The organism is Salipiger bermudensis, assembly GCF_019801965.1.
In the GTDB taxonomy this organism is placed as follows: Bacteria; Pseudomonadota; Alphaproteobacteria; order Rhodobacterales; family Rhodobacteraceae; genus Salipiger; species Salipiger bermudensis_A.
On record NZ_JAHVIA010000009.1, the window covers coordinates 93,701 to 117,694 of the forward strand.

Here is a 23,994-nt window from a genome sequence, read left to right on the forward strand (position 1 = left end):
GTGACGCTCTCCGATGGACCCGCTGCGTCAGGCACTTAGGCGGCTGCGCGCCGAGACCGCCCTTGCGCTTTGCGAAGCGCGAAGGCCAGATCGCGTGGCAGGAACCCAACCAAATGGGACACTGAGCCCTGCGCAGTTCTATCTGCGGTCATAGGCAGCAGGAGACGGAGGCGCATTGCAATCAACGGCCGTCCCCCGGCGCGCCCGAAGGCATCGCCCTCTCCCCGGTCTTCTTCTGGCCAAAAATATCCCGGGGGAGTCCGCGGCACGCGGACGGGGGCAGCGCCCCCAGCTACCGACGCCAGCCAGCCCGCGGGACAACCGCCGCCACAGCGCTCAGCTGTCGACGATCACCTCGTCGATGCCGCCATCCACCGACTGGCAGGCGCTCAGCACGCGCCCCGCGAGATGGGTGGCGACGTAGCTTGCATGGAAGCGTGAGGGCGCCTTGAGGTGCAGCCGGCCCCCTGCCCTGCCGCCGCGCTCCAGCGCGGCGATCCAGGCGCCGTAGAGCCCCGGATCCTCGGCATGCAGCAGCGCCTTGGCGAGGGTCCACTCGCTGCCATCGCTGAGGTCCGGCGCGGCGACCCGGCCCTTGACCGGCAGCGGCACGATCTTTTCCGGTGCCTCCTCGGTCCCCGAGAGCCGGTGCGCCAGATCGGGCCCGACATCGGCCCAGCGGTCACGGCTGTCCTCGAGGATGCGCTCGATCCCGAGCGCGTATTCGCTGACCCGTCCGCGCGCGCCTTGGCGCTTGACCACCAGCCAGCCCATGGCGCGCAGCTTGGCCATCTGCCGCTTGACCGTGCGCTCGTCGACCTGCCAGAGCCGGGCGATCTCGCGCTGGCCCACGGCAAGCTCGTCGCGGCCCCAGTTGTAGCGGGCGGTGATCAGTGTCATCAGGCGCAGAACGAGACGCTGCTGGCCCTTCTCCTGGGCGAGCGCGTAGGCTCCCATCACGGTGAGCAGGTCGTATTTGAAAGCCGCGGCATTGCGCCCGACCGGTTTCTTGGCAAGCATCTGCCGCCCTCGCCTTGAGCCCGGATCCCCGGGTCTGCCTCTGCTCCGGGCTCGTGTCATGGCCCGTGATGGTAAAGGCGCCGTTAACTCAGCGCTCTTTCCAGCTCGTCACTCATTTGCGTCCTGATATCCGATTCTGTCAAGGCTTCCGGCATTTGCCTCCCGGCCCCCTACCCTTTTTCGAATGAAAAATTGGGTATCTAGGTATTGGGGGACAGGCAGGGTGACCCCTATTCAGACAAAAATGTCCCCCAATATCTGGCGGTACGCTGCCTGCTGTCCCCCAATATTTCTGCTCTCTCCTCAAACGCTTGCCGAATCGGGGGGCGAAGCGGTCGGGGCCATGGGCGCCTTGGGAAATGGACGTTTTGCAGAACAACCAGAATTGCCGTCCCGACGATAATAGATTTTGTCAAATCTGGCAAATCAGCGTAAATAACGAAGCAGAGCAGATTAACGTCCCCGGGTTTCGGGCAATCTGTCCCCACGGGGACAGCCAACCGGAGCCGCTGTCCCCGCGGGGACAGTGCAGAGGGATACAGACAGGAGAGCCCATGTTCACCCATGACGACCTCGCGCAGATGCAGGCGCAATCCCTCAAGATGCAAAGCTGGATCCGGCAGCAGACCTTTTCTCCCGAGCGCGAGAAGCGGCTCAGGCGGTTCTCGAGCTGGGAGGTGGCCGAGCTGATCCTGCAGGTCAACCAGTCGACCCTGCGGGGCCGGCTCGCCGCCGACCCTTCCCTGCCCCAGGGGCTCGTCGAGGAGGATGGCCGCCAGCGCTGGTACGCGCTCGAGGAGATCAACGAAATCCGCCGCAAGCTCAAGGTCAACCGCAAGAGCATGATGCCGCCGCGGCCCGCCGGCAAGCGCGCCTTCCGCGTGGCGATCTCCAACTTCAAGGGCGGCGCCGGCAAGTCGACCGTGGCGCTGCATTTCGCCCATGCCGCGGCGCTCGATGGCTACCGGGTGCTCTGCGTCGACTTCGATCCGCAGGCGACGCTGTCGCATTCGATGGGGCTCAGCGACATCACCGAGGAGTTCACCGTCTGGGGCATCATGGCGCGAGACCTGATCCGCGAGACCGACCGTATGAACGCCGCCATGCGCGGCGCCGAGAGCGGCTCCGCCCTGCCCCAGCGCAAGCTGCCCGAGGCGATCACCGGCATGGGGCTACGCGATCTGCGGGTGACCGATTTCATCAAGCCCACCAGCTGGCCCACCATCGACGTCATCCCCTCCTGCGCCAACGCCGCATTCGTCGAGTTCGCCTCGGCTCAGTACCGCCACCTCAATCCCGAGTGGTCGTTCTTCGCCGCGGTGTCGCGCTATCTCGATGCCCTGCCCCCGGATGCCTATGACCTCGTGATCTTCGATTGCCCGCCGGCCATCGGCTACCAGAGCATGAACGCGGTCTTCGCCGCCGACATGCTCTATATCCCCTCCGGCCCCGGCTACTGGGAATACGATTCCACCACCTCCTTCATCGGCCAGCTCTCCGAAGCGCTCGCCGATCTGAGCGGCTTCGAGGGGGTTGTCCCCGCGGGGACACTGCAATTGCCCAAGGTCTTCCAGGACGTCCGCTTCCTGCTGACCCGCTACGAGCCGGGCAACGAGCTGCACCGCGCGATGCGTTCAGCTTTCCAGAAGGTCTGGGAAGACAGGGTAACGGAGAACGCCATCGAGATGACCCGCGCGGTCGAACAGTCGGGCCGCTTCCTGAGCTCGATCTACGAGATCGACTATCGTGAGATGACCCGCGAGACCTGGCGCCGGGCGCGCGCCTCTTTCGATCGCGCCTACGAGGAATTCCGCGGCCACGTGTTGACCGCATGGGACAAGCTGGAGGATGAGGCATGAGCAAGCGACGCGGTTTTGACATCGATTTTCCCGGTAACGCAGACGGCGTCTATACCGGGGCAAAGCCGGCCGAAGCGCCCGAGCCAGCCCGCCCCGAGGGGCGGCGCGGGCCGATGGCGGCGGCGATCTCCGAAAATGCCGACGCGCTGCGCCAGCGCGCCGAGGCCGAGCGCGCGATCCGGGAAGAGAATGACCGGCTCGCGCATGAGCATGTGCGGCTGAAGCGCGCCGGGCTGATCACCGACCTGATCCCGCTCGATGCCATCCGCATCGAGAAGCTGACCCGCGATCGCGGCCCGGGCGCCGATCCCGATATCGGCGAGCTGAAAGACTCTATTCAAGCGATTGGTCTCTCCAACCCGATCCAGGTCGAGCCCTCTGGCGACGGCTACGAGCTGGTCCAGGGCTTCCGCCGCCTGCGCGCCTATCGCGAGCTCTACGCCGAAACCGGCGATGAGGCCTTCGCCAAGATCCCCGCCGGGCTGATCGCCACCGGCGCCGCGCTCGAGCAGCTCTATCGCCGCATGGTCGACGAAAACCTCGTCCGCCGCGATATCTCCTTCGCCGAGATGGCGGTGCTGGCGCTGCGCTATGCCGATGATCCCGGCACCTCGGCCGAGGATCTGAGCTCGGCCATCGACGTGCTCTTCGCCTCGGCCGGCCGGCAGAAGCGCAGCTACATCCGGCATTTCGGCTCGCTGATCGAACAGGTCGGCGACGCGCTGCAGCACCCTCAGGCGATCTCGCGCAATCTCGGGCTCGACCTGAACAAGCGGCTCGCGTCGGAGGAGGGCTTCGAGGCCCGGCTGCGCGCGGCGCTCGAGGGGCTTGGCGAGGTGTCGCCGGATTACGAGGCGGCGGTGCTTCAGGATCTTCTGAAAGCCGCCCCGAAAGCGCCTAAGCCGCGCGCCGGATCGGCGCGGAATGCCGCCGCCAAGACCACGCTGCGCTGCACTGTCCCCGCGGGGACAGTCCGCTGCGCGGCGCGTGACGGCAAGGTCGAGCTGCAGATGGAGCGCGATTTCTCGAGCATCGACCGGCACCGGCTCGAGGCCGCGGTGACCGCATTCATGGCCGCGCTCGACGATTAGGGCAGGGCGAAAATCCGCAGGACAGCTGGCGGCGCCACGGGAAACCGGGCGCCGCTTCTTTGTCTCTAGGGGGCAGCGTAGAGCCTGATCTTTCTCGCATGTCCCCGCGGGGACAGCATCCGCAACCGAGCCCGATCGTGGCGCCGATGGCGCGTCCTTTCCTCGCCAAGATCTATGCTCCACATGGCAAAGCTGCGCTTGTTGCTACTGGGACACTTTGCCGAGCGAACGAAAGGTGGAGGCTGAAACTCAGGCTCTCACCCGATCAAAGCGTGCTGTCCCCGCGGGGACAGGGCTGCGGATCTGGCCGGGGTGGCCGGGAAATACACGGCTCCGGTTGCGCGAAGATCAGCGTGTCCCCGTGGGGACAGCCTTTCCAGAGTAGGGGCGAGGGTGCAGTCTCTTGGACCGTGACAGCGCGTTGTCCCCGAGGGGACACTCCGCCAAGAGAGCGAGAGATGCGGGCTAAACGCAGGCTGTCACCCGGACAAAGTGTGCTGTCCCCACGGGGACAGACCTGCGGATCGGGCAGGGTGGCCGCGGCAACACATGGCCCCGGTTGCCCTAAGATCCGTGTGTCCCCGCGGGGACAACGTTTCCAGCCGGGGCCAAGGGAGCGGTCTCTTGGCCGGCGACAGCATGTTGTCCCCGCGGGGACAGCGCCAAGCCCGCTCCGTATTTTGTGCGCGTCACCGAGCGGGAGCGGTGCAGGATGATCCGCCCGTCGCGAAGAATGACCTGTCCCCGTGGGGACAAGCACGCAGACAGGGCGGCTTTGGCGGCCCACAGGGCATAACGGGCCGGTGGCGGCCTAGCAGAGCCGCCTAGATCATTGAAATAACAAGGAAACATCGCGGCGAGCCCGCGCGGCACGGCAGAAACCTGTCAGTCGGGAGCAATCTGGCGCATCTTGCCAGAGCCACCGCCGCCCGCCGGCATCAGCAGACGGATTGCCGCATCAGCCGGAAGGGCAGGGGGCTCTGCTGCGGCTCACTTGCAGACGGGCAGGGGGCGGTCGGGGGCCGGGGTCAGGGAGGCGCGCCAGCGGTCGATGACGGGCTGCAGCGTGCGCTTCGGCCAGAACCTCGGCGCCCCGATTGCGCTCATGCAGGCGGCGTTCCAGTAGAGACCGGCCTGCGCCAGCGACCGGCCGGCCTTGGCCGCGTTTGCCACCGCCTCGATATCGCGCCCCTCGGGGTAGATGTAGAGCGTCGTCGGGTTGCCCTCGACGCGCGACAGGATCTCCTGCGAGACGGCGGGCGACCATGTGGTGCAGCCGTTGCTTCGGCCGCCGGTGTAGTTCACCAGGCTGCCATAGGGGACGTAGCCCTCGTCATCCGCATGCGGGCTCTGCGGGTTCTTGTAGCGGCACTGCCATTTCAGGAACACCGCCGGGTGGCCGCCGATGGCGCGCTCGCGGGCGTTCTCGGTCTCGCCGGTGCCGTCGAACAGCAGGAAGGTGCGGTAGAACGGCGTGCGCTTGCCGGATTGCGAATAGTAGCCCTTGAACGAGGTCCGGGTCTCGGCAGTGAGATAGTTGCCGCCCATGGTCAGCTTCGAGCCCTCGGCATTGCTGAAGTTCTTGGCGCATTGCCGGCCGTTGGAGAAATCATGCCCGCTGAGCTTGCGCCCGTTGCCGTAGCCGGAGGAGACCGCGCGGAAGGTCTGGCTCTGTTCGCAGATCAGGTAGAACCGGCTGCCGGGCGCGCCGGAGGGCGCGGTGCTCGGGCGGGTGGCATCCATCGCGAGGTAGCACGGGTTTGTCACCTTGCCGCGTGAGAGGTTGGCGCGGTAGAGCGCCCGCGCCCGCTGCAGCACGACCGGGGCGATCTGGCCGTCGCCGGTGCCGACGTGACGGTGAAGCCATCCCGGGATCTCGGGGCCGGGCGAGGCGGCGGCCGCGGCCAGTGGCGCGGCGAGGGCCAGGACGGTCATGGCGGTCGTGGCGAGACGGCGGACGGACTGCATCGGGGATCTCCTGCCTGACGTTTTTTACAGTCATAACACGAGTAGACCCCCGTTTGCGCAATCAAATATTGTTTCCATTGCACCGCGTCGCTTGCGGGCGACCGGGCGCCGCATCCTTCGCTTGCGTTACAGAGCGACTCGCCTATGGTGCCCGAGTTCTCAGGGCGGGGTGAAATTCCCCACCGGCGGTGACAGCCCGCGAGCGCCCTTCCAAGCGAAGGGGTCTAGCAGATCCGGTGGAATTCCGGGGCCGACGGTGAAAGTCCGGATGGAAGAGACGTATCGTGCCGGGCGTTCGCGCGCCCTGTGCGTTCGAAAGCTCTGGGACCTTTTGTGATCAACGGAGGGTTCCGAAATGACCGATCAGACACAGACCCGTATCGCCTTCATCCGCGCGCGCTGGCATGCCGACATCGTCGACCGTGCGCATGAGGGCTTCCTGGCCGAGGCCGCCGACATCCTGCCCGGCGCCAGCGTCGATGCCTATGACGTGCCCGGCGCGTTCGAGATGCCGCTGCTGGCCAAGCGGCTGGCCGAGACCGGGCGCTACGACGCCGTGGTCGCCGCGGCCTTCGTTGTCGATGGCGGCATCTATCGCCACGACTTCGTCGCCGACGCGGTGGTGAAGGGGCTGATGGACGCGCAGATGCAGACCGGTGTGCCGGTGTTCTCCGTCTCGCTGACGCCGCACCACTACCAGGAGACCGAGGTGCACAACGCCTTCTTCACCGAGCATTTCGTCAAGAAGGGCGCCGAGGCGGCCCACGCCGTGAAGGGCGTGCTCGACATCGTGGTGCCGGCGCGCGCCGAGCTGTCGGTCGTCAACGGCTGATATCGCCTCAAGCTGCGGGCCGGATCGCGTCCGGGCCGCAGCGCTGATCCCCGGAGAGGGGCGGCAGGCCGCCGCCGTGCCGGGGCAGGGCCGCAAAGGCCCGACACCTTTCATCACATCAATGCATCACTCCACCCGACACCGCCGCGCAGCGCTGCGCAGGCGGGTTTTGGGCTGTGTCCGGCTCCTATCGGGCGTCGCCATGGCAGGGCGGTGCGCTGTGCTTGTCGTGCCGGATGTTAACATCCTAAATCACAAAATAACAAAAATGATGTTGATAAAGTGCGCATCGGTGTTATCATGTCTCTCGACGACGGAGGAGACGACTCGATGCCAAGCGTTTGGATCGGCACCAGCTGGAAGATGAACAAGACCCTCGCGGAGGCCCGTGCCTGGGCCGAGGGGCTGGCGGCGGCAGAGCTCGATCCGCGCATCCAGAGCTTCGTGATCCCGCCCTTCACTGCGGTGCGCGAGGTCAAGGCTGTGCTGGCGGAGATGCCGGTTCTTGTCGGTGCGCAGAATATGCACTGGGCCGATCAGGGTGCCTGGACCGGCGAGATCTCGGCCCCGATGCTGACCGATTGCGGGCTCGAGATCGTCGAGCTCGGCCATTCCGAGCGCCGCGAGCATTTCGGCGAGACCGACGAGACCGTGGGCCTCAAGACCGAAGCAGCGGTGCGCCACGGCCTCGTGCCGCTGATCTGCATCGGCGAGACGCTGGCCGACCGCGAGGGCGGCCGAGCGGCGGAGGTGCTGGCGCGCGAGGTGCGCGGGGCGCTCTCGAAGCTCTCTGATGCTCAGAAGCAGGCGGAGATCTGGCTGGCCTACGAGCCGGTCTGGGCGATCGGCGAAAACGGCATCCCCGCCACCGCCGACTATGCCGATGCGCGGCAGGCCGAGATCATCGCCGTTGCCGAGGAGATCCTCGGGCGCCGCATTCCCTGCCTCTATGGCGGCTCGGTCAACCCGGGCAACTGCGCCGAGCTGATCGCCTGTCCGCATATCGACGGGTTGTTCATCGGGCGCTCGGCCTGGGACGTGGCCGGCTATCTCGACATTCTCGCGCGTTGCAGCGCGGTGCTGGACTCAAACGTCAAGACGGAGGAATTGACATGAAGATCGCAGTGGCCGGCGACAGCGCCGGAGAACCCCTCGCCATCGCGCTGGCCGAGTATCTCGCGCAGAACCCCGATTACGAGGTGGCCGAGATCTCGCGCACCGAGGCCGGGCCCGACGATTTCTACGCCAACCTGTCGGACCGGGTGGCCTCGCAGGTCAAGGACGGCACCTATGACAAGGCGATCCTGTGCTGCGGCACCGGCATCGGCGTCTGCCTTGCGGCCAACAAGGTGCCCGGCATCCGCGCGGCGCAGACCCACGACACCTATTCCGCCGGCAAGGCCGCGACCTCCAACAACGCCCATATCATCACCATGGGCGCGCGGGTGGTGGGCGTCGAGCTGGCCAAGGACATCGCCGACGCGTTCCTCTCGGCCTCCTTCGATCCGATGGGTAAATCGGCGGGCAACGTGCGCGCCATCGACGCGGTCGACGCCAAGTATCACACGGCTTAAACAGGGGGCATCCCGGCCCGGCGCGCTTTCAGCCGGGCCTCCCCGAGCCACGGAATTCCTGCCATGCTGACCCTGCCCAACGACCGCCTGATCACGGCGGAGATCCTGCCCGCCTGCCTGCCCGAAGACGGGGTGGGGCGCATCATCGGCGCGCTGGCCCACGCGTTGCCCGCCATCGCGGCGCGGCTGGCGGCGGGCAAGCTGCCGGGCAACCCGGCGGAGCTGGTGGGCAACAACGAAAGCGGCGACGCGCAGAAGGCGCTCGACGTGGGCGCGCATGACCACATCCTCGCCGAGCTGCATGGCTGCGGGGTGCGTCACATGCTCTCCGAGGAAGCCGAGGAGGTCGAGACGCTCGATCCCGACGGGCTCTACGACATCGCCATCGACCCGATCGACGGCTCGGGCTCGATCGGCATCGGCGCACCGCTGGGCATGCTCTTCGTGATCTACCCGACCGGCCCGCGCGATTTCCGCCGGCGCGGTTCGGAGGCGGTCGCCGCGGGCTATGCCTCGTTCGGGCATTCGCTGGATTTCGGCTACACCACGGGGCAGGGGGTCCGGATCGCGACCTTCGACGGGCAGGATTTCCGCATGAGCGCCCGCGACGTGACGCTGAAGCCGACCGCCTCGACCATCGCCTACAACGCCTCGAACGAGCGCCACTGGCCCGAGGGGCTGCAGGCCTGGGCGCGCGATCTGCGCGCCGGCAAGGACGGCCCGCGCGGCCGCGATTTCAACATGCGCTGGCTGGCGGCGGCGGTGGGCGAGCTGCACCGCATCCTTCTGAAGGGCGGCGCCTTCATCTACCCCGCCGACCGCCGCGAGGGCTACCAGCAGGGCCGGCTTCGGCTGGCCTACGAGGCGGTGCCCATCGCGCTGATGATCGAGGCCGCCGGCGGCCGCGCCACCGACGGCACCACCCGCATCCTCGACCTGATCCCCGAGACGCCGCACCAGAACGTGGCGCTGGCCTTCGGGGCGTCGGACGAGATCGACACCATTGCCCGCTATATCCGGGAGGAGACCTGACCCCATGCCCCGCATCACGCTTCGCCAGCTGCTCGACCACGCCGCCGAGAACGACTACGCCGTCCCGGCCTTCAACATCTCCAACATGGAGATGGGTCTGGCGATCATGACCGCCGCGCGCGAGACCGACGCGCCGGTGATCCTGGCGGCGTCGCGCGGGGCGCGGGCCTATGCCGGCGACGTGCTGCTGGCGCGGCTGATCGACGGGCTGGTCGAGACCTTCCCGGAGGTGCCGGTCTGCATGCATCTCGACCACGGCAACGATCTGGCGACCTGCGCCACCGCGATCCAGCACGGCTTCACCTCGGTGATGATGGACGGCTCGCTGTTGGCGGATGGCACGACCCCGGCAGACTATGCCTACAACCGCGACATCACCGCGCGGGTCACCGAGATGGCCCATGCTTGCGGCGTCTCGGTCGAGGGAGAGCTTGGCGTGCTGGGCTCGCTCGAGACCGGCATGGGCGATCAGGAGGACGGCCACGGCGCCACCGAGAAGCTCTCGGAAGAGCAGCTGCTGACCGATCCGGAAGAGGCCGAGCGCTTCGTGCGCGAAACCGGCGTCGACGCGCTGGCGGTGGCGATGGGCACAAGCCACGGCGCCTACAAGTTCACCCGCCAGCCGGATGGCGAGATCCTCGCGATGAGCGTCATCGAGGAGATCAACCGCCGCCTGCCGGACACCCACCTGGTGATGCACGGCTCGTCCTCGGTGCCCGAGGATCTGCGGGTTCTGATCAACAGCTACGGTGGCGACATGCGCCCGACCTGGGGTGTGCCGGTGGAGGAGATCCAGCGCGGCATCCGCTCGGGGGTGCGCAAGGTCAACATCGACACCGACAACCGGATGGCGATGACGGCGGGGGTGCGCCGGGTGCTGTCGGACAACCCCGGCGAGTTCGACCCGCGCAAGTATCTCAAGGAAGGCAAGGCGCTGATGACGGCGCTCTGCAAGGCCCGCTTCGAGGCCTTCGGCACCGCCGGCCACGCGAGCAGCATCACGCCCGTCCCGCTGGAGGCGATGGCGCGGCGGTATTGAGCGGCGGTCGGGGGCTGAATCTTTAGCGGCGCGGGGGGACCGATGTCTGCGACGCGCAGCAGGCGGTCTGTTCCTGACGTGACCGTGTGTCGGTCGGCGGCTGCTCCGGCCGTCAGCCCTCCGGCGTATACCAGATCGGCGAGGTGAAAGCGCGATCCTGCACGGTCATGGCCGTGCCCTCGGGCATCTCCACACCGAAATAGACCGCGTCATAGGCGGTCCAGCGCGGCGATGGGATCTGGATCACGCGCACGTAGTAATACGCCCGCTGCGCTGGGTCGAATTCCGGGTCTTCCCACCAGCCGCTCAGGACGGCGCGACCGATGTCGTTGGTATAGGTCGCGGTGGTGAGATCGACGGTGTTGCCGACATCCCCGGCACAGGCGCCGTCCACGATGTCGCGGTCGGCACAGGCGACGTCGTAGATCCGCTCCTTGGTGGCACCGGTGTCGTCGATCCAGCCCTTGATGATCTGGACGCGATCGAGGTTGGCGCCGTCGGGATCGCGCAGGGCGCGGACGAGGAAGCGCGGCGCCGCGCCGTCGGGACCGGGCCGCAGGTCGCCGCCCATCGGGACGCCGCGCGCGTAGCCCTCCTTGGCGAAATCGGGCAGGTTCACCTCGGTCTCTTCGAAGTCCCATCCGCCGAACACGCGGACCCGCAGACGGGTGCCGCTGGTGGCGAAGACCTCGCGCCGCTTCATCGCATCCCAGATCGCTTCACGGGTGTTTTCCGTCGCCCAGACCGCTGCGAGGCCGGAGGCGCCCATGTCGCGGTCGTAGATGGAGAAGCGCGGATCGACGGCGCTCTCGATGAAGACGCCATCCTTCCGGTGAAGGCCGGGTTCGACGTAGTAGATCTTGCCGAACCAGTTTTCCTCCCGCGTCGAGGAGATGGCGTTGTGGTTGTCCGTCGAGCCGATCATGCCGAACTTGAACGGGTTGACGCCAAGCCGCGCCTCTTCCGCCATGCCGAGCTTCAGAGCCTCGCGCGCATACTCGGTCTTCAGCATGCCGGGTTCCTTGGCCACCGTCCCGGTCAGGTTCGACGCATCCATCAGCTCGAAATCCGCAAACGCATCATCGGGCGACAGCAGCGGGTGCGCCTCGCCGGTGCCCTTGGACTGGGTGACCTCCAGCAGCGGCTCGTAGCGCGCGCGCTTCGTCGCGTAGTCCGCGTCGAACGGCTCGCCATCGAAGGTTTCGAGCATGAACATCATGCCGTTGGACAGGTTGCCATTGTGCGGGATCGCCAGCACCCGGCCGCCGGTGTTCTGCTCGTAATCGCCAAGATATTGCCAGAGGTCTTCCGGGTCATCGCTGTTGAAGGCCGAGAACGGCACGACCTGCCGGGTCCTGTCCGCATTGTCGCGGAAAATGACGTTGCGGTGCAGGTTGTTGCTGCCGGGACCGGAGGTCCACTCGTATCCGATGAAGGCGGTGAACACACCGGGCTCGTTGTAGCGCTCGGCGTTCTCGATCACCTTGTCCCAGACCCGGATTTGCATCTCGGGGCTGTCGATGGGATCCTTGCCCTCGGCATTCGCCGCGCTCCATTCGTAGGCGGCATCCAGCCCCGTCCCGGCCTGGAAATAGTCGTACCAGCGGCGTCCGACTTCCGTGTCCAGCAAGATCGGATCGCCGCGATCGAGGTAATCCGCGATGCCGAGATTTTCCGCGTGATCGGCGACAACCACGAAGTCGAGCGGGCGGATCAGTTTGAACCGCTGGCCGCTCTGGCTTTCCACCTCCTCGCCCCGCGCCACCCGATAGGCGGCGTCTGGCCCGAGGGTTGCCCCTGCCATGCCGGCATCTGCCGACCAGGAGGTGTGCAGATGGGTATCACCGAAATAGACGTTTTGCGGGAAGTGCTCATCGACGTAGGGCGAATAGGGTGTGTCGGGGGTGGCGACCCTGTCTTCGCTCAGGGTGAATTCCTGCGCCTGCGCGCAGGTGAGGCTTGCAGCGAATGCGGTGGCGGCGATCGTCCAGGAAACTGACAGGGTCGTGCTGCGGGTTTGGAAACGCGTGAGCTTCATGGACTGACCTCAGGATTATATCAGAAATACGCAGTGCAACCCCAAGGAGTATCGCATGCGGTTTCCGAGAATTGAAGCTTTCGATCGAAACTGTTCGGCGCTCCAGTGTCGGCGCTCAATAATGGAACCGGCACTGCGCGATCTCGAGCACCTGCGCCGTGCCCTCGCCGCGGACGCGGTAGACCAGCCGGTGCTCGCGGGTGATGCGGCGGGACCACCAGCCGCTCAGGTCACCCTTGAGCGGCTCGGGCTTGCCGGTGCCGTCATAGGGGTGGCGGCGGCATTCCTCGATCAGCTTGTTGAGCCGCTTCAAGCCCTGCCGGTCGGTGTCCTGCCAGTGGCGGTGCTCGGCCCAGGCCTTACTTGAGAACGTAATCTTCATCGACGCGCTCGACCTCGAGACCCTCACCCGCATCGAACTCGGCAATGGAGGCACGCAGGCGGGCGGCGTTGCGCGGCGAGGACAGCAGGTAGAGCGTGGTCTGGATCGCGTCCCACTCTTCCTGCGCCACCATCACCACGCCCTCGCGGCCGGTGCGGGTGATGACCAGCTCCTCGCGGTCCTCGACCACCTTGTCGAGCGCCTTGGCGAGGCCGTTGCGGGCGTCTGTATAGGTCATGACATTCATGGCGATCCCTCCCGGAGCCGGTGTTGCGCCACGCGCCGGACGGGCTGGTCGGGGCAGGGGCGCTGCGGTCTCGATTGATATGGTCAGAATCCTGTACATGTCAAGGGCCGGCGCGGGCCGCTGGCCCGTGCCGGGGCGGGGGAGTGGCATGAGAAAGGGGGCCGCGCGGGCCCCCTTCCTGTCGCTGCGTTCAGACGGTCGATCAGGAGGATTGCTCGAGCGTGAAGGCGGCGGTGTAGTTCTCGACATTGCTGGCGTCGATCAGCAGGCAGTCGAAGAGCTGCTTCTCCTCGGCGACCTTGAGCTCGCCGGTGTTGATGAAGTGATCCGCCTGGCGCACCGCTTCCTCGGCGAAGATCGCCACCGGCTGCAGCACGGTGTAGGTCAGCTCGCCGGCCTTGACCGCGTCGACCGCGTCTGGGGAGCCGTCGAAGCCGCCGACGATCATGCCGTCGAGCTGGCCGGCTTCCTTGAGTGCCGCGATGGCGCCGAGGGCCATCTCGTCATTGCCGGAGATCACGCCCTTGATGTCGGGGTTGGCCTGCAGCATCGACTGCATCTTGGAATAGCCCTGGGTGCGGTCCCAGTTGGCGACTTCCTGCGCCTTCTTCTCGAGGTCGGGATACTGGCTCAGCACGGTCTCGAAGCCGTTCGAGCGGGTCTGGGCATTGTTGTCGGAGGGGGCGCCGAAGAGCTCGACATAGGAGCCCTCGCCGCCGATCGCCTCGACCCAGGCCATCGCGCCGAGCGCCGCGCCCTGGGCGTTGTTCGAGACGAGCTGCGCCTTGGCGAGGCCGGACTGGTTGATCTCGGCGTTGACGATGAACACCGGGATGCCGGCCTCGACCGCCTTCTTCACCGCGCCGACCGAGCCGTCGGCATTGGCCGGGTCGAGGATGATGGCCTTGGCCTGGTTGGTGATTGCGGTGTCGACGAGATTGCTCTCGGTGTTGGTGTCGCCCTTGTGGGCGGCGACGTTGGCCTCGTAGCCCAGCTCCTCGGCGGTGGCCTTGGCGACCTCGCCCTCGGTGAACCAGTAGGGGTTCGAGGGATCGTTGACGATGATCGAGATCAGGCCGTCGGCCATCGCGGCCTGTGCCATGAGCGGCAGGGCGGCGACGGTGGCGAGGATTGTGCGGCGGGTGAGTTTCATGGTTTGGGGTCCTCCCGTTGGGTTTTGGAACTGCCGGAGGTTCCGGCAGAGGGGTTCGGGTGCGGGGTCTCCTCGCCCCGCATCCGCGAAATCTCAGCGGCCGGTGCGGCCGTATTGCAGGCTGTTGAGCAGCACGGCGAGCACGATCACGGCACCGGTGAAGACGGTCTGCCAGTAGGCCGAGACGCCGATGATCACGAGACCGTCGCTCAGGAAGCCGATGACGAAGGCGCCGAGCATGGTGCCGCGGACGTTGCCACGACCGCCGGTGAGGGCGGCACCGCCGATCACCACCGCGGCAATGGCGGTGAGCTCGTAGGTCGTCCCGGCAGTGGGGCCGGCGGAGGTCAGCTGCGAGCTCAGCACGAGGCCGGCGATGGCGGCGCAGATGCCCGAGAGCACGTAGACCGAGACCTTGACCTTGCGGGTCGGCACGCCGGAGAGCTCGGCGGCGCGCTCGTTGCCGCCCGAGGCGTAGAGCCAGCGGCCGAAGGCGGTGCGGGCCAGCACGAGGCCCACGGTCAGCGCCACCAACGCCAGCACGATGACCCCGATGGGCACGCCGCCGATGCGGTTGAAGCCGAGCCAGTCGAAGCCGGTATTGCCCAAGGCGGCGTCGCCGCCGAGGTTGTTGTAGGTCAGGCCGTTGGTCATCAGGAGCGCCACGCCGCGGGCGACGTAGAGCATGCCGAGCGTGGCCACGAAGGCGGGCACGTTGAAGAAGGCGATGAGCACGCCGTTGATCGCGCCGACGAAGGCGCCGAGGCAGATGGTCAGCAGCACCACCGCCCAGACCGGCGGGTAGAGGATGACGCCGGCGGCCGGGATTTCGACGCCCTGCATCAGGTAGCCTGCGACCACCCCCGAAAGCCCCAGCGTGGAGCCCACCGAGAGGTCGATGCCGCCGTTGAGGATCACCAGCAGCATGCCGATGGCCAGCAGGCCGAATATCGCCACGTGGCTCGACATGATCAGGAAGTTGCCGACGCTGAAATAGACCGGCGACAGGATCGAGAACACGATGATGATCGCCACGAGGGCGAAGAAGGCGCGGCCTTCGAGAAGGATCTTTCCGATATTCATGCTGCTGCCACCCGTTGTCGGCTTGGAAGTCGTGATGTCCGCCATGATGGCCTCCCTCAGTGGTGCACGGCTTCGCCAGAGGCGGCCATGATCTGTTCCTTGGTTGCGGTGTGGTCGAACTCGGCGGCGATGCGGCCCCGGTGCATGACGACGATGCGGTGGGCGATGCTCAGGCATTCTCCGACCTCGGAGGTGGTGTAGACCACCGCCAGGCCGCGCTGCTTCGCGGTCTCGGCCAGAAGCTTGAAGACCTCGGCCTTGGCGCCGATGTCGATGCCGCGCGACGGCTCGTCGAGCAGGATGACCTCGGGCCGGGTGGCGAGCATCTTGCCGATCACCACCTTCTGCTGGTTGCCGCCCGAGAGCGAGCCGATCATCGCGCCGCCGCCATCGGTCTTGACGGTGACCTCGCGGATCGAGGTCTCGATCACGGCGCGCTCGGCCTTGCGCGAGGTGAAGAGCCCGCGGGTGAAGGCGCCGATCGAGGCCAGCGACAGGTTCTGGCCGACGGTCATGGTCTGCACCAGCCCGTCGCGCTGCCGGTCCTCGGGGACCAGCACCAGGCCGGCCTCTATGCGCTGTGCGATCGACAGGCGCGAGACGTCCTGCCCGTGCAGCCTGACCGCGCCGCCGCTGGCGGCGAGGCGGCCTGCGGCGCATTCCATCATCTCGGTGCGCCCGGCGCCCATCAGCCCGTAGATGCAGACGATCTCGCCGGCCTTGACGGAAAGGCTCATGTGGTCGACCACCAGCCCGTGGCCCGAGGGATCGGGCACGCAGAGCTCTTCGATCGAGAGGGCAGGGGCCCCCATCTCGCTTTCGGGCGGGCTACCGAGGTCGAAATTCTCGCCGACCATGTTGCGCACGATCCACTCGAGATCGATCTCGGCGCGCGGTGCCCAGGCGGTCATCTCGCCGTCGCGCAGCACCACCGCGTGATCGGTCACCTCGAGCGCCTCCTCGAGATGGTGCGAGATGTAGACGATGCTGACACCCTTGGCGGTCAGGTCGTTGATCACCTTGAACAGCACCTCGACCTCGGAGGCCGAGAGCGCCGAGGTCGGCTCGTCCATGATCAGGATGCGCGAGCGGGCCTGAAGGGCGCGGGCGATCTCGACGATCTGCTGCTGACCGAGGCGCAGCTCCTCGACCGGGGTCAGCGGATCGATGTCTTCCTCGAGCTCTTCCATCAGGGCGCGGGTGACGCGCTCTTCCTCGGCGAAATCGACACCGCGCGCGGTGCGGATCTCGCGGCCCATGAAGATGTTGTCGCGGACGTTGAGATTGGGGGCCAGCGCCAGCTCCTGGTGGATGATCGAGATGCCCTGCGCCAGCGCGTCATTGGCGCCGCTGAAAGTCACCGGCTGGCCATCGAGCAGGATCTGCCCGGAGGTCGGTGTCACGATACCCGAGAGGATCTTCATCAGGGTCGACTTGCCGGCGCCGTTCTCGCCGAAGAGCGTGGTGACCTGGCCGCGGTGGATGTCGAAATTGACGCCCTTGAGCGCCTTCACCGCGCCGTAATGCTTGGCGACGTGGCGGGCCGACATCACGACCTCGCCGGTGGCGCCGGGACGGATGGCCTGCTGCACGGTCATTGCACCGTGACCTCGACCGGGGTGATCAGCCACATTTTCGGATTGATCAGCTTGAAGGCGCCGATGACGGTCATCTGCTTGCCGGTCAGGGCGGAGGTGTCGATGCCCTCGAGAACGGCGGCCTTCATGGCGCGGTTGATGCCGGCGCCGGCATCCTGGTATTCGATCTGGTTCTTGAATTCGCCGAAGGCGATGTCGCCCGGGGCGTCGCGCAGATCGGTGCCGTTGATCGCCGGGCCGGTCTGGACCCGGATGCGGACCCCGTCGACGCCCTCGACCGCGACATCGTAGATCCCGCCCTTGCCCTCGCCGACGGTGCCGGTGAGGCGCACCGGCAGCACCGGCATGGCACCGCCGGTGCCGTATTGCGCGGCGGCGGCCGCCTTGTCCTCGGCCAAGGCAGCGGCCAGCGTCGCCGCATCGACGGCGCGGGCGCTGATGTCGTCGCGGATGCGGGGGAACTGCTCGGCGCCGTAGGCATCGGGCGAGAAGCCGGCGACGCGGGTGTCCTGCTCTGAGCCGATGGTCACGACGGTGGTGTCGAGCGCCATCGCGGCCACCACGCAGAGCGCCACGGCGCCGAGGATCAGGCCCCGCCGTCCGACACGCGGTTTGATCGAAATCTCGCTGGCACTCATGCCCGTCGCTCCTCCCGTCGGGCCCCGTTCTCGGGGCCGGTTGATCCGTTGCGGGAGGGGGCTGGACAGATCCGGGCAAAGCCTCTCCGGCGGCCTTCGCGGGGCAAAGGCCGGGCAGCGGCGCCCGGATGAGATCCGATGTGGCCAGACCGGGGTCTGGGCCGTGATCCTCCCGTTTCGCGAGAGCCCCGGTGATCCGGCGATTCTCCCGCTACGACGCTGAACCCTCTGTTTCGCCAGCCTTTTCCTCCGAATGGTTGGCGAGGGTGTTTGCGTCGCTGTCCTCACCTTAGATGAAATAAATTACGATGGAAGTAAAAAATTACACTCGACATGATGCGCCGCGCCGGTATGGTTGAGGGCGTTCCCCGGGTGTTGCCCGGTGGAATCGCCGCGTCGGCAGGAGGAGCCGGCGGCATCTGGAAAGGGAGGAGCGGCATGGCGCAGCGGCATTGCCCGGCCGGTCAGACGCATCGTGAGGCGGTGCGGCATGGCTGAACGCGACATCATCATCGGCATCGACGCCGGGACCTCGGTCATCAAGGCGGTGGCATTCACCCTGAGCGGGCGCCAGCTGGCGGCCTCGGCGGTGCCCAACCGCTATCTCGCGACGCCGGACGGCGCCGCGACGCAGGACATGGACCGCACCTGGACCGAATGCGCCGAGGCGCTGCGCGGGCTTGGCGACAAGGTCGAGCAGCTCGCCGCGCGCACCGCGGCGCTGGCGGTGACGGGACAGGGCGACGGCACCTGGCTCGTTGGGGCCGAGGATCGCCCGGTGGGCGACGCCTGGCTCTGGCTCGACGCCCGCGCCGCCGCCACCACCCGCGCGCTGGCGGCGCAGCCCGGTGACGCGGCGCGCTTCCACGCCACCGGCACCGCGCTCAACACCTGCCAGCAGGGGGCGCAGATGGCGCATATGCAGCGCCATTGCCCGGAGCGGCTCGACCGCGCCGAGGTGGCGCTGCACTGCAAGGACTGGCTCTATCTCAACCTCACCGGGGTGCGGGCGACCGACCCGTCGGAGGCGAGCTTCACCTTCGGGGATTTCCGCACCCGCGCCTATTCCGAGCTGGTGATCGAGGCGCTGGGGCTGAGCGCGCGCCGCCACCTGCTGCCTGAAATCGTCGACGGCAGCCAGACCACCCATCCGCTGAGCGCGCGGGCCGCCGCCGCCACCGGGCTGGCCGAGGGCACGCCGGTGAGCCTTGGCTATGTCGACATGGTGATGACGGCGCTCGGGGCGGGCGTGCATACCGGAACGCCCGGGGCCGCCTGTTCGACCATCGGATCGACCGGCGTCCACATGCAGGCGATGCGCGACGACGCGGTGACGCTGAACGGCACCTCCGGTTATGTCATCTGCCTGCCGGATGCGCGCATGGTCACGCAGGTGCAGACCAACATGGCCGCCACGCTCAACATCGACTGGGCGCTGCGCGTCGCCGCCGACCTGATGAGCGAGACCGGACATCCGCATGATTACGCCGACCTCGTGGCCCGGATCGACGGCTGGCTGGCGCGCTCGGAGCCGGGTCAGATCCTCTATCAACCCTATGTCTCCGAGGCCGGCGAGCGCGGCCCGATGGTCAATGCCAATGCCCGAGCGGGCCTCGTGGGACTCTCGGCGCATCACCGCTATCCCGACATGATCCGCGCGGTCTGCGAGGGGCTGGGGATGGCGGCGCGCGATTGCTACGGCGCCATGGGCCAGCTGCCGCAGGAGCTGCGGCTCACCGGCGGGGCGGCGCGTTCGGCGGCGCTGCGCGGCATCCTTGCCGCCTCCGTCGGTGCGCCGGTGCGGGTCTCCTCCCGCGAGGAGGCCGGTGCTGCGGGCTGCGCGATGATGGCCGCCGTGGCGATCGGTGCCTATCCCGACATGACGGCCTGCGTCGCCGAGTGGGTGACGCCGCTCCTTGGCGACGCCGAGGCGCCGGACCAGGCGCTCAGCGCCACCTATGCCTCGCTCTACCCGGTCTATGCCGGCGCGCGCGAGGCGCTCGAGCCGGTCTGGGACGGGCTGGCCGAGCACCGCGCGGCGCTGGCCGCCCCCACAGAGACCAAGGACGCGCCCAAGTCGGCGCAGGGAGGAGCGTGAGATGACCCCTGAAGAGCTGGACATGTTCGTCATCGGCGGCGGCATCAACGGGGCGGGCTTTGCCCGAGACGCCGCCGGGCGCGGCCTTCGCGTGGCGCTGTGCGAGAAGGGCGATCTGGCCGAGGGCACCTCGTCGCGCTCGGGCAAGCTGGTGCATGGCGGGCTGCGCTACCTGGAATATTACGAGTTCCGGCTGGTGCGCGAGGCGCTGATCGAGCGCGAGGTGCTGATGAACGCCGCGCCGCACATCATCTGGCCGCTGCGCTTCGTGCTGCCGCACTCGCCGCAGGACCGCCCGGCCTGGCTGGTGCGGCTGGGGCTGTTTCTCTACGACCACCTCGGCGGGCGGCGCAAGCTGCCGGGCACCCGGACGCTCGACCTGCGGCGCGATCCGGAAGGGGCGCCGCTGCTCGACCGCTACACCCGGGGCTTCGAATATTCCGACTGCTGGGTCGACGACGCGCGGCTGGTGGCGCTCAACGCGCTCGACGCCGCCGAGCGCGGCGCTCTGGTGCTGACCCGCTCGCCCGCCGTCTCGGCGCGGCGCGAGGACGGGCGCTGGCGCATCACCACGCAGAACAGCCTGACCGGCGAGACCCGCGAGTTCCTCGCCAAGTGCCTGGTCAACGCCGCCGGCCCCTGGGTGACCGACGTTCTGACACGCGTGGCGGGCGCGAACTCGACGCGCAACGTGCGGCTGGTCAAGGGCAGCCACATCATCGTGCCGAAATTCTGGGAGGGGCCGCACAGCTACCTCGTGCAGAACGACGACAAGCGGGTGATCTTCATCAACGCCTACGAGGGCGACAAGGCGCTGATCGGCACCACCGACATCGCCTACGAGGGCCGCGCCGAGGATGTCGCCATCGATGATGGCGAGATCGACTACCTGCTGGGCTGCGTGAACCGCTACTTCAAGGAGAAGCTGCGCCGCGAGGACATTCTCGAGACCTTCTCCGGGGTGCGGCCGCTCTTCGATGACGGACAGGGCAACCCCTCGGCGGTGACGCGGGATTACGTGTTCGATCTCGACGAGACCGGCGGTGCGCCGCTCCTGAACATCTTCGGCGGCAAGATCACCACTTTCCGCGAGCTCGCCGAGCGTGGCATGCACGAGATTGCCCATGTCTTCCCGACGATGGGCGGCGACTGGACAGAGGGCGCGACGCTGCCGGGCGGCGACATGCCCGGCGCCGATTACGATGCCTTCCGCGAGACTCTGAAGGCAGACTTTCCGTGGATGCCGCGCGACCTGCGCGAGTATTACGGCCGCCGCTACGGCACCCTGACCCGGCGCATCGCCGGCGGGGCGGAGGGGCTCGAGGGGCTGGGCCGGCATTTCGGCGCGCATCTCTACGAGGCCGAGGTCAGCTGGCTGGTGCAGAACGAATGGGCGATCACCGCCGAAGACATCCTCTGGCGCCGCACCAAGCACCGGCTTGATCTGACCGAAGCGGAGATCGCCGCCTTCACCGAGTGGTTCGACCGTGCCCACGCGGAGGCCGCGTGATGGCGCTGCGGCTTTCGCTGAATACCAACCCGCTGGTGAACCGCTTCGCCGAGCCGGCCGACCTGATCGATTGCGTGGCGCGCGATCTCAGGGTCCGCGACCTACAGTTGACGCATGAGTTCATCAACCCGTCCTGGCCGGCACCGGTGATCCGGCGTCTGACCCGCGAGATGGGCGCGGCGCTTGACCGCACCGGCGTGCGGGTGACCTCGGGAATGACCGGGCCCTACGGGCGTCTCAACCATTTCGGCCATCCGGACCGCGACGTGCGGCGCTATTATGTCGACTGGTTCAAGAGCTTCGCCGACATCATCGCCGATCTCGGCGGCAGCTCGGTCGGCACCCAGTTTGCCATCCTCACCTATCGCGAGCAGGACGATGCGGCGCGGCGCGAGGAGATGATCGACATCGCCATCGAGTGCTGGGCCGAGGTGGCTGAGCACGGCAAGGCGGCGGGGCTGGACTACGTGTTCTGGGAGCCGATGAGCATCGCGCGCGAGTTCGGCGAGACGATCCCCGAATGCCTTGCGTTGCAGCGGCGCCTGAGCGCGGCGGGGCTCGCGATCCCGATGTGGATGATGGCCGATATCGACCATGGCGATGTCACCTCCGACGATCCTGCGGATTATGATCCCTATGCCTGGGCCCGTGCGGTGCCGAAGGTGTCGCCGATCATCCACATCAAGCAGAGCCTGATGGACAAGGGCGGCCACCGCCCCTTCACCGCCGAGTTCAACGCCAAGGGCAAGATCCAGCCCGAACCGCTGCTGAGGGCCTTTGCCGAGGGCGGGGCCGAGGACAACGAGATTTGCCTCGAGCTGTCATTCAAGGAGCGCGAGCCCAACGACCGCGAGGTGATCCCGCAGATCGCCGAGAGCGTTGCGTTCTGGGCGCCACATATCGACACCGGCGCGGCGGAGCTGAAACTCTGACAGGGTAGCGCAACCGGGGCTTTTCCCGGACGCGCCCCAGCCGTATCAAGACCGAACCACGCCGTCGGCCCGCGCCGACCCCGACCGAAGGGCGCCATGAACGACACCGACGAAACCCTCGCGATCCGCGCCGCCTGGATGCACTACGTGGGCGGGCTCACGCAGGCCAAGGTCGCCAAGCGGCTCGGGCTGCCCTCGGTCAAGGCGCATCGGCTGATCGCCAAGGCGGTCGCAGAGGGACGGGTGAAGGTCTCGATCGAGGGCGATATCGTCGAATGCGTCGAGCTCGAGGCGCAGCTCTTCGAGGCCTACGGCCTCAAGCTCTGCGAGGTGGCTCCCGATATCGGCGAGGAAGGCCTGCCGCTCAGGGCGCTGGCGCTGGCGGGCGCCGCTTATCTCAAGCGCCAGTTCGAGGCCGGCGAGCATTCGGTGATCGGGCTCGGCCACGGCCGTACCCTGGCCGAGATCACGCGGCAATTGCCGCGCATCGATGCCAGCGGGCTGAACTTCGTGTCGCTGCTCGGCGGGCTGACGCGGAATTTCTCGGCCAACCCGCATGACGTCATGCACCGTTTGGCGGAAAAGACCGGCGCGCGGGCCTATGTGATGCCGGTGCCGTTCTTCGCCAACACCGTCGAGGATCGCGAGGTGCTGCTGTCGCAGCGCGGCGTCGACGAGGTGTTCCGCATGGCGCAGGCGGCGACGCTGAAGGTGGTCGGCATCGGCACCGCGACGGCGGATGCGCAGCTTGTCTCCTCGGGGATGATCGAGCCGGCGGAGATCGACGCCATCGCGGCGGCCGGCGCGCAGGGCGAGATGCTGGGAGATTTCTTCGACGCCGGGGGCAATGTGGTGGAAACCACGCTGTCGGCGAGAACCTTGGCGGTGGGCTACGATCCCGAGCGCGAAGAGGATATCGTTGCGGTCGCGGGCGGGCCGGACAAGGTCGAGGCGATCCGGGCGGTGTTGCGGTCGGGCCGCGTCACCGGGCTGATCACCGACGAGCGGACGGCGCGCGCGCTTCTGGACTGACGCGATCCACGCGTCGCGACGCATGGACCGAGGGACCGCCGCGCATGAAACGGGACGACCGCAGGCAGCAGATTCTGGATGCGCTGGTGCGCAACGGGGCGGTGCAGCTCGACGAGCTGGCCGAGCAGTTCGCCGTGTCGAAGATGACCATCCACCGCGATCTCGACGATCTCGAGGGCGAGGGGCTGCTGCGCAAGATCCGCGGCGGCGCCACCATCGAGCCGGGCTCGCAGTTCGAGAGCGATTTCCGCTTCCGCCACCTGCAGGGGCAGGAGCTCAAGAGCCGGATGGCGCGCGCCGCGCTGGAGCGGGTCGAGCCGGGGATGACGGTGATGATCAATGACGGCTCCACCGCCACGGTGCTGGGCGAGATGCTGATCGAGAAGCGGCCGCTGACGGTAATCACCAACAACGACGCGGTGATGGCGGCGCTGAAGGGCGAGGCCGGGATGACGGTTATTGCGCTCGGCGGGCGCTATTCACCGAAATACAACGCCTGGGTCGGCCGGGTGACCGAGCGCGCGCTGTCGGAGCTGCGCGCCGACCTCGCCTTCATCTCGACCCCGGCGGCGGATGGCGCGCGGGTCTATCACATGGATGACGACATCACCCGGGTGAAGCGCGGCATGATGGATGCGGCGGCGCAATCGGTGCTGCTGATCAACCACCTGCGCTTCGGCCAGACCGCGCTGCACGTTCTGGCCGATGTCTCGGAGTTTGCCGCCGTGGTCACCGACGCGGCGCCCGCCGAGACTACGTGCGAGCAGATCGCATCGGCGGGTGCGGCGCTGCTCGTCGCCGATGCCTGACGCGGGGGTGCAGGCGGCGATGCGGGTTTCGGGATCATCGGCGCCTGGCACGAGGACCG

The 23,994-nt window shown here is 67.5% G+C and carries 21 protein-coding genes and 1 riboswitch; of the genes, 12 read left to right on the top strand and 9 right to left on the bottom strand.

Annotated features, from left to right (window positions below; all coding sequences use genetic code 11):
* Positions 1–336 precede the first annotated feature (336 nt).
* Positions 337–1,020 (bottom strand): hypothetical protein, encoded by a 684-nt coding sequence (locus KUV62_RS19420; protein ID WP_222605396.1) that lies wholly within the window; start codon positions 1,018–1,020, stop codon positions 337–339.
* A gap of 554 nt (positions 1,021–1,574) precedes the next feature.
* Between KUV62_RS19420 and KUV62_RS19425 the strand changes: the two genes are divergently transcribed.
* Positions 1,575–2,879: an AAA family ATPase gene (locus KUV62_RS19425; protein ID WP_222605397.1), complete on the top strand. Its 1,305-nt coding sequence runs from the start codon at positions 1,575–1,577 to the stop codon at positions 2,877–2,879.
* Positions 2,876–3,970 carry a ParB/RepB/Spo0J family partition protein gene (locus tag KUV62_RS19430; RefSeq protein ID WP_222605398.1) on the top strand — a complete coding sequence of 365 codons (1,095 nt, stop codon included), beginning with the start codon at positions 2,876–2,878 and terminating at the stop codon, positions 3,968–3,970. Before KUV62_RS19425 ends, KUV62_RS19430 begins: the two co-directional genes overlap by 4 nt.
* A 990-nt stretch (positions 3,971–4,960) precedes the next feature.
* On the opposite strand, the gene KUV62_RS19435 is transcribed toward KUV62_RS19430, so the two are convergent.
* The gene (locus KUV62_RS19435) at positions 4,961–5,938 is read right to left on the bottom strand and encodes a murein L,D-transpeptidase catalytic domain family protein (RefSeq protein ID WP_222605399.1); all 978 of its coding nucleotides are present in this window, start codon (positions 5,936–5,938) and stop codon (positions 4,961–4,963) included.
* A gap of 151 nt (positions 5,939–6,089) precedes the next feature.
* Positions 6,090–6,222: riboswitch (FMN riboswitch) on the top strand.
* 71 nt (positions 6,223–6,293) lie between these two features.
* Between KUV62_RS19435 and KUV62_RS19440 the strand changes: the two genes are divergently transcribed.
* From KUV62_RS19440 to fba, 5 genes are all read left to right on the top strand, one after another.
* Positions 6,294–6,770 carry a 6,7-dimethyl-8-ribityllumazine synthase gene (locus KUV62_RS19440; protein ID WP_222605400.1) on the top strand — a complete coding sequence of 159 codons (477 nt, stop codon included), beginning with the start codon at positions 6,294–6,296 and terminating at the stop codon, positions 6,768–6,770.
* 330 nt (positions 6,771–7,100) lie between these two features.
* Positions 7,101–7,886 carry a triose-phosphate isomerase gene (locus KUV62_RS19445; RefSeq protein ID WP_222605401.1) on the top strand — a complete coding sequence of 262 codons (786 nt, stop codon included), beginning with the start codon at positions 7,101–7,103 and terminating at the stop codon, positions 7,884–7,886.
* A complete protein-coding gene (locus KUV62_RS19450; RefSeq protein ID WP_222605402.1) occupies positions 7,883–8,344 on the top strand; it encodes an RpiB/LacA/LacB family sugar-phosphate isomerase in 462 nt (153 codons plus the stop codon). Before KUV62_RS19445 ends, KUV62_RS19450 begins: the two co-directional genes overlap by 4 nt.
* 63 nt (positions 8,345–8,407) lie before the next feature.
* Positions 8,408–9,376 (top strand): class 1 fructose-1,6-bisphosphatase, encoded by a 969-nt coding sequence (locus KUV62_RS19455; protein WP_222605403.1) that lies wholly within the window; start codon positions 8,408–8,410, stop codon positions 9,374–9,376.
* A gap of 4 nt (positions 9,377–9,380) precedes the next feature.
* A complete protein-coding gene (gene fba / locus KUV62_RS19460; protein WP_222605404.1) occupies positions 9,381–10,415 on the top strand; it encodes a class II fructose-bisphosphate aldolase in 1,035 nt (344 codons plus the stop codon).
* Positions 10,416–10,527: 112 nt separating this feature from the next.
* Here the strand turns inward: fba and KUV62_RS19465 are convergent, their stop codons facing one another.
* From KUV62_RS19465 to KUV62_RS19495, 7 genes are all read right to left on the bottom strand, one after another.
* Positions 10,528–12,453, bottom strand: a complete 1,926-nt coding sequence (locus tag KUV62_RS19465; protein WP_222605405.1) for a DUF3604 domain-containing protein — start codon at positions 12,451–12,453, stop codon at positions 10,528–10,530.
* Between the two features lie 115 nt (positions 12,454–12,568).
* The gene (locus KUV62_RS19470) at positions 12,569–12,835 is read right to left on the bottom strand and encodes a Txe/YoeB family addiction module toxin (RefSeq protein WP_222605406.1); all 267 of its coding nucleotides are present in this window, start codon (positions 12,833–12,835) and stop codon (positions 12,569–12,571) included.
* Positions 12,813–13,073 (bottom strand): type II toxin-antitoxin system Phd/YefM family antitoxin, encoded by a 261-nt coding sequence (locus KUV62_RS19475; protein WP_261395780.1) that lies wholly within the window; start codon positions 13,071–13,073, stop codon positions 12,813–12,815. Before KUV62_RS19475 ends, KUV62_RS19470 begins: the two co-directional genes overlap by 23 nt.
* Positions 13,074–13,284: 211 nt before the next feature.
* A complete protein-coding gene (locus KUV62_RS19480; RefSeq protein ID WP_222605407.1) occupies positions 13,285–14,235 on the bottom strand; it encodes a D-ribose ABC transporter substrate-binding protein in 951 nt (316 codons plus the stop codon).
* Positions 14,236–14,328: 93 nt separating this feature from the next.
* On the bottom strand, positions 14,329–15,363 hold the full coding sequence (locus KUV62_RS19485; RefSeq protein WP_222605408.1) for an ABC transporter permease: 1,035 nt from the start codon (positions 15,361–15,363) through the stop codon (positions 14,329–14,331).
* 11 nt (positions 15,364–15,374) lie between these two features.
* Positions 15,375–16,916: a sugar ABC transporter ATP-binding protein gene (locus KUV62_RS19490; protein ID WP_222605409.1), complete on the bottom strand. Its 1,542-nt coding sequence runs from the start codon at positions 16,914–16,916 to the stop codon at positions 15,375–15,377.
* Complete coding sequence (locus KUV62_RS19495; protein WP_222605410.1) at positions 16,913–17,554, bottom strand: DUF2291 family protein; 642 nt, start codon at positions 17,552–17,554, stop codon at positions 16,913–16,915. Before KUV62_RS19495 ends, KUV62_RS19490 begins: the two co-directional genes overlap by 4 nt.
* 490 nt (positions 17,555–18,044) lie before the next feature.
* Between KUV62_RS19495 and KUV62_RS19500 the strand changes: the two genes are divergently transcribed.
* The 5 genes from KUV62_RS19500 to KUV62_RS19520 all read left to right on the top strand — a co-directional run bounded on the left by KUV62_RS19500 (position 18,045) and on the right by KUV62_RS19520 (position 23,935).
* Entirely contained in the window at positions 18,045–19,652 is a 1,608-nt protein-coding gene (locus KUV62_RS19500) for an FGGY-family carbohydrate kinase (RefSeq protein WP_222605411.1), read from the top strand.
* Between the two features lies 1 nt (position 19,653).
* Entirely contained in the window at positions 19,654–21,162 is a 1,509-nt protein-coding gene (locus KUV62_RS19505; RefSeq protein ID WP_222605412.1) for a glycerol-3-phosphate dehydrogenase, read from the top strand.
* Positions 21,162–22,094 (top strand): sugar phosphate isomerase/epimerase family protein, encoded by a 933-nt coding sequence (locus tag KUV62_RS19510; protein ID WP_222605413.1) that lies wholly within the window; start codon positions 21,162–21,164, stop codon positions 22,092–22,094. Before KUV62_RS19505 ends, KUV62_RS19510 begins: the two co-directional genes overlap by 1 nt.
* A gap of 96 nt (positions 22,095–22,190) precedes the next feature.
* Positions 22,191–23,126 (top strand): sugar-binding transcriptional regulator, encoded by a 936-nt coding sequence (locus KUV62_RS19515; protein WP_222605414.1) that lies wholly within the window; start codon positions 22,191–22,193, stop codon positions 23,124–23,126.
* A gap of 44 nt (positions 23,127–23,170) precedes the next feature.
* Positions 23,171–23,935 carry a DeoR/GlpR family DNA-binding transcription regulator gene (locus tag KUV62_RS19520; protein WP_222605415.1) on the top strand — a complete coding sequence of 255 codons (765 nt, stop codon included), beginning with the start codon at positions 23,171–23,173 and terminating at the stop codon, positions 23,933–23,935.
* Positions 23,936–23,994 lie beyond the last annotated feature (59 nt).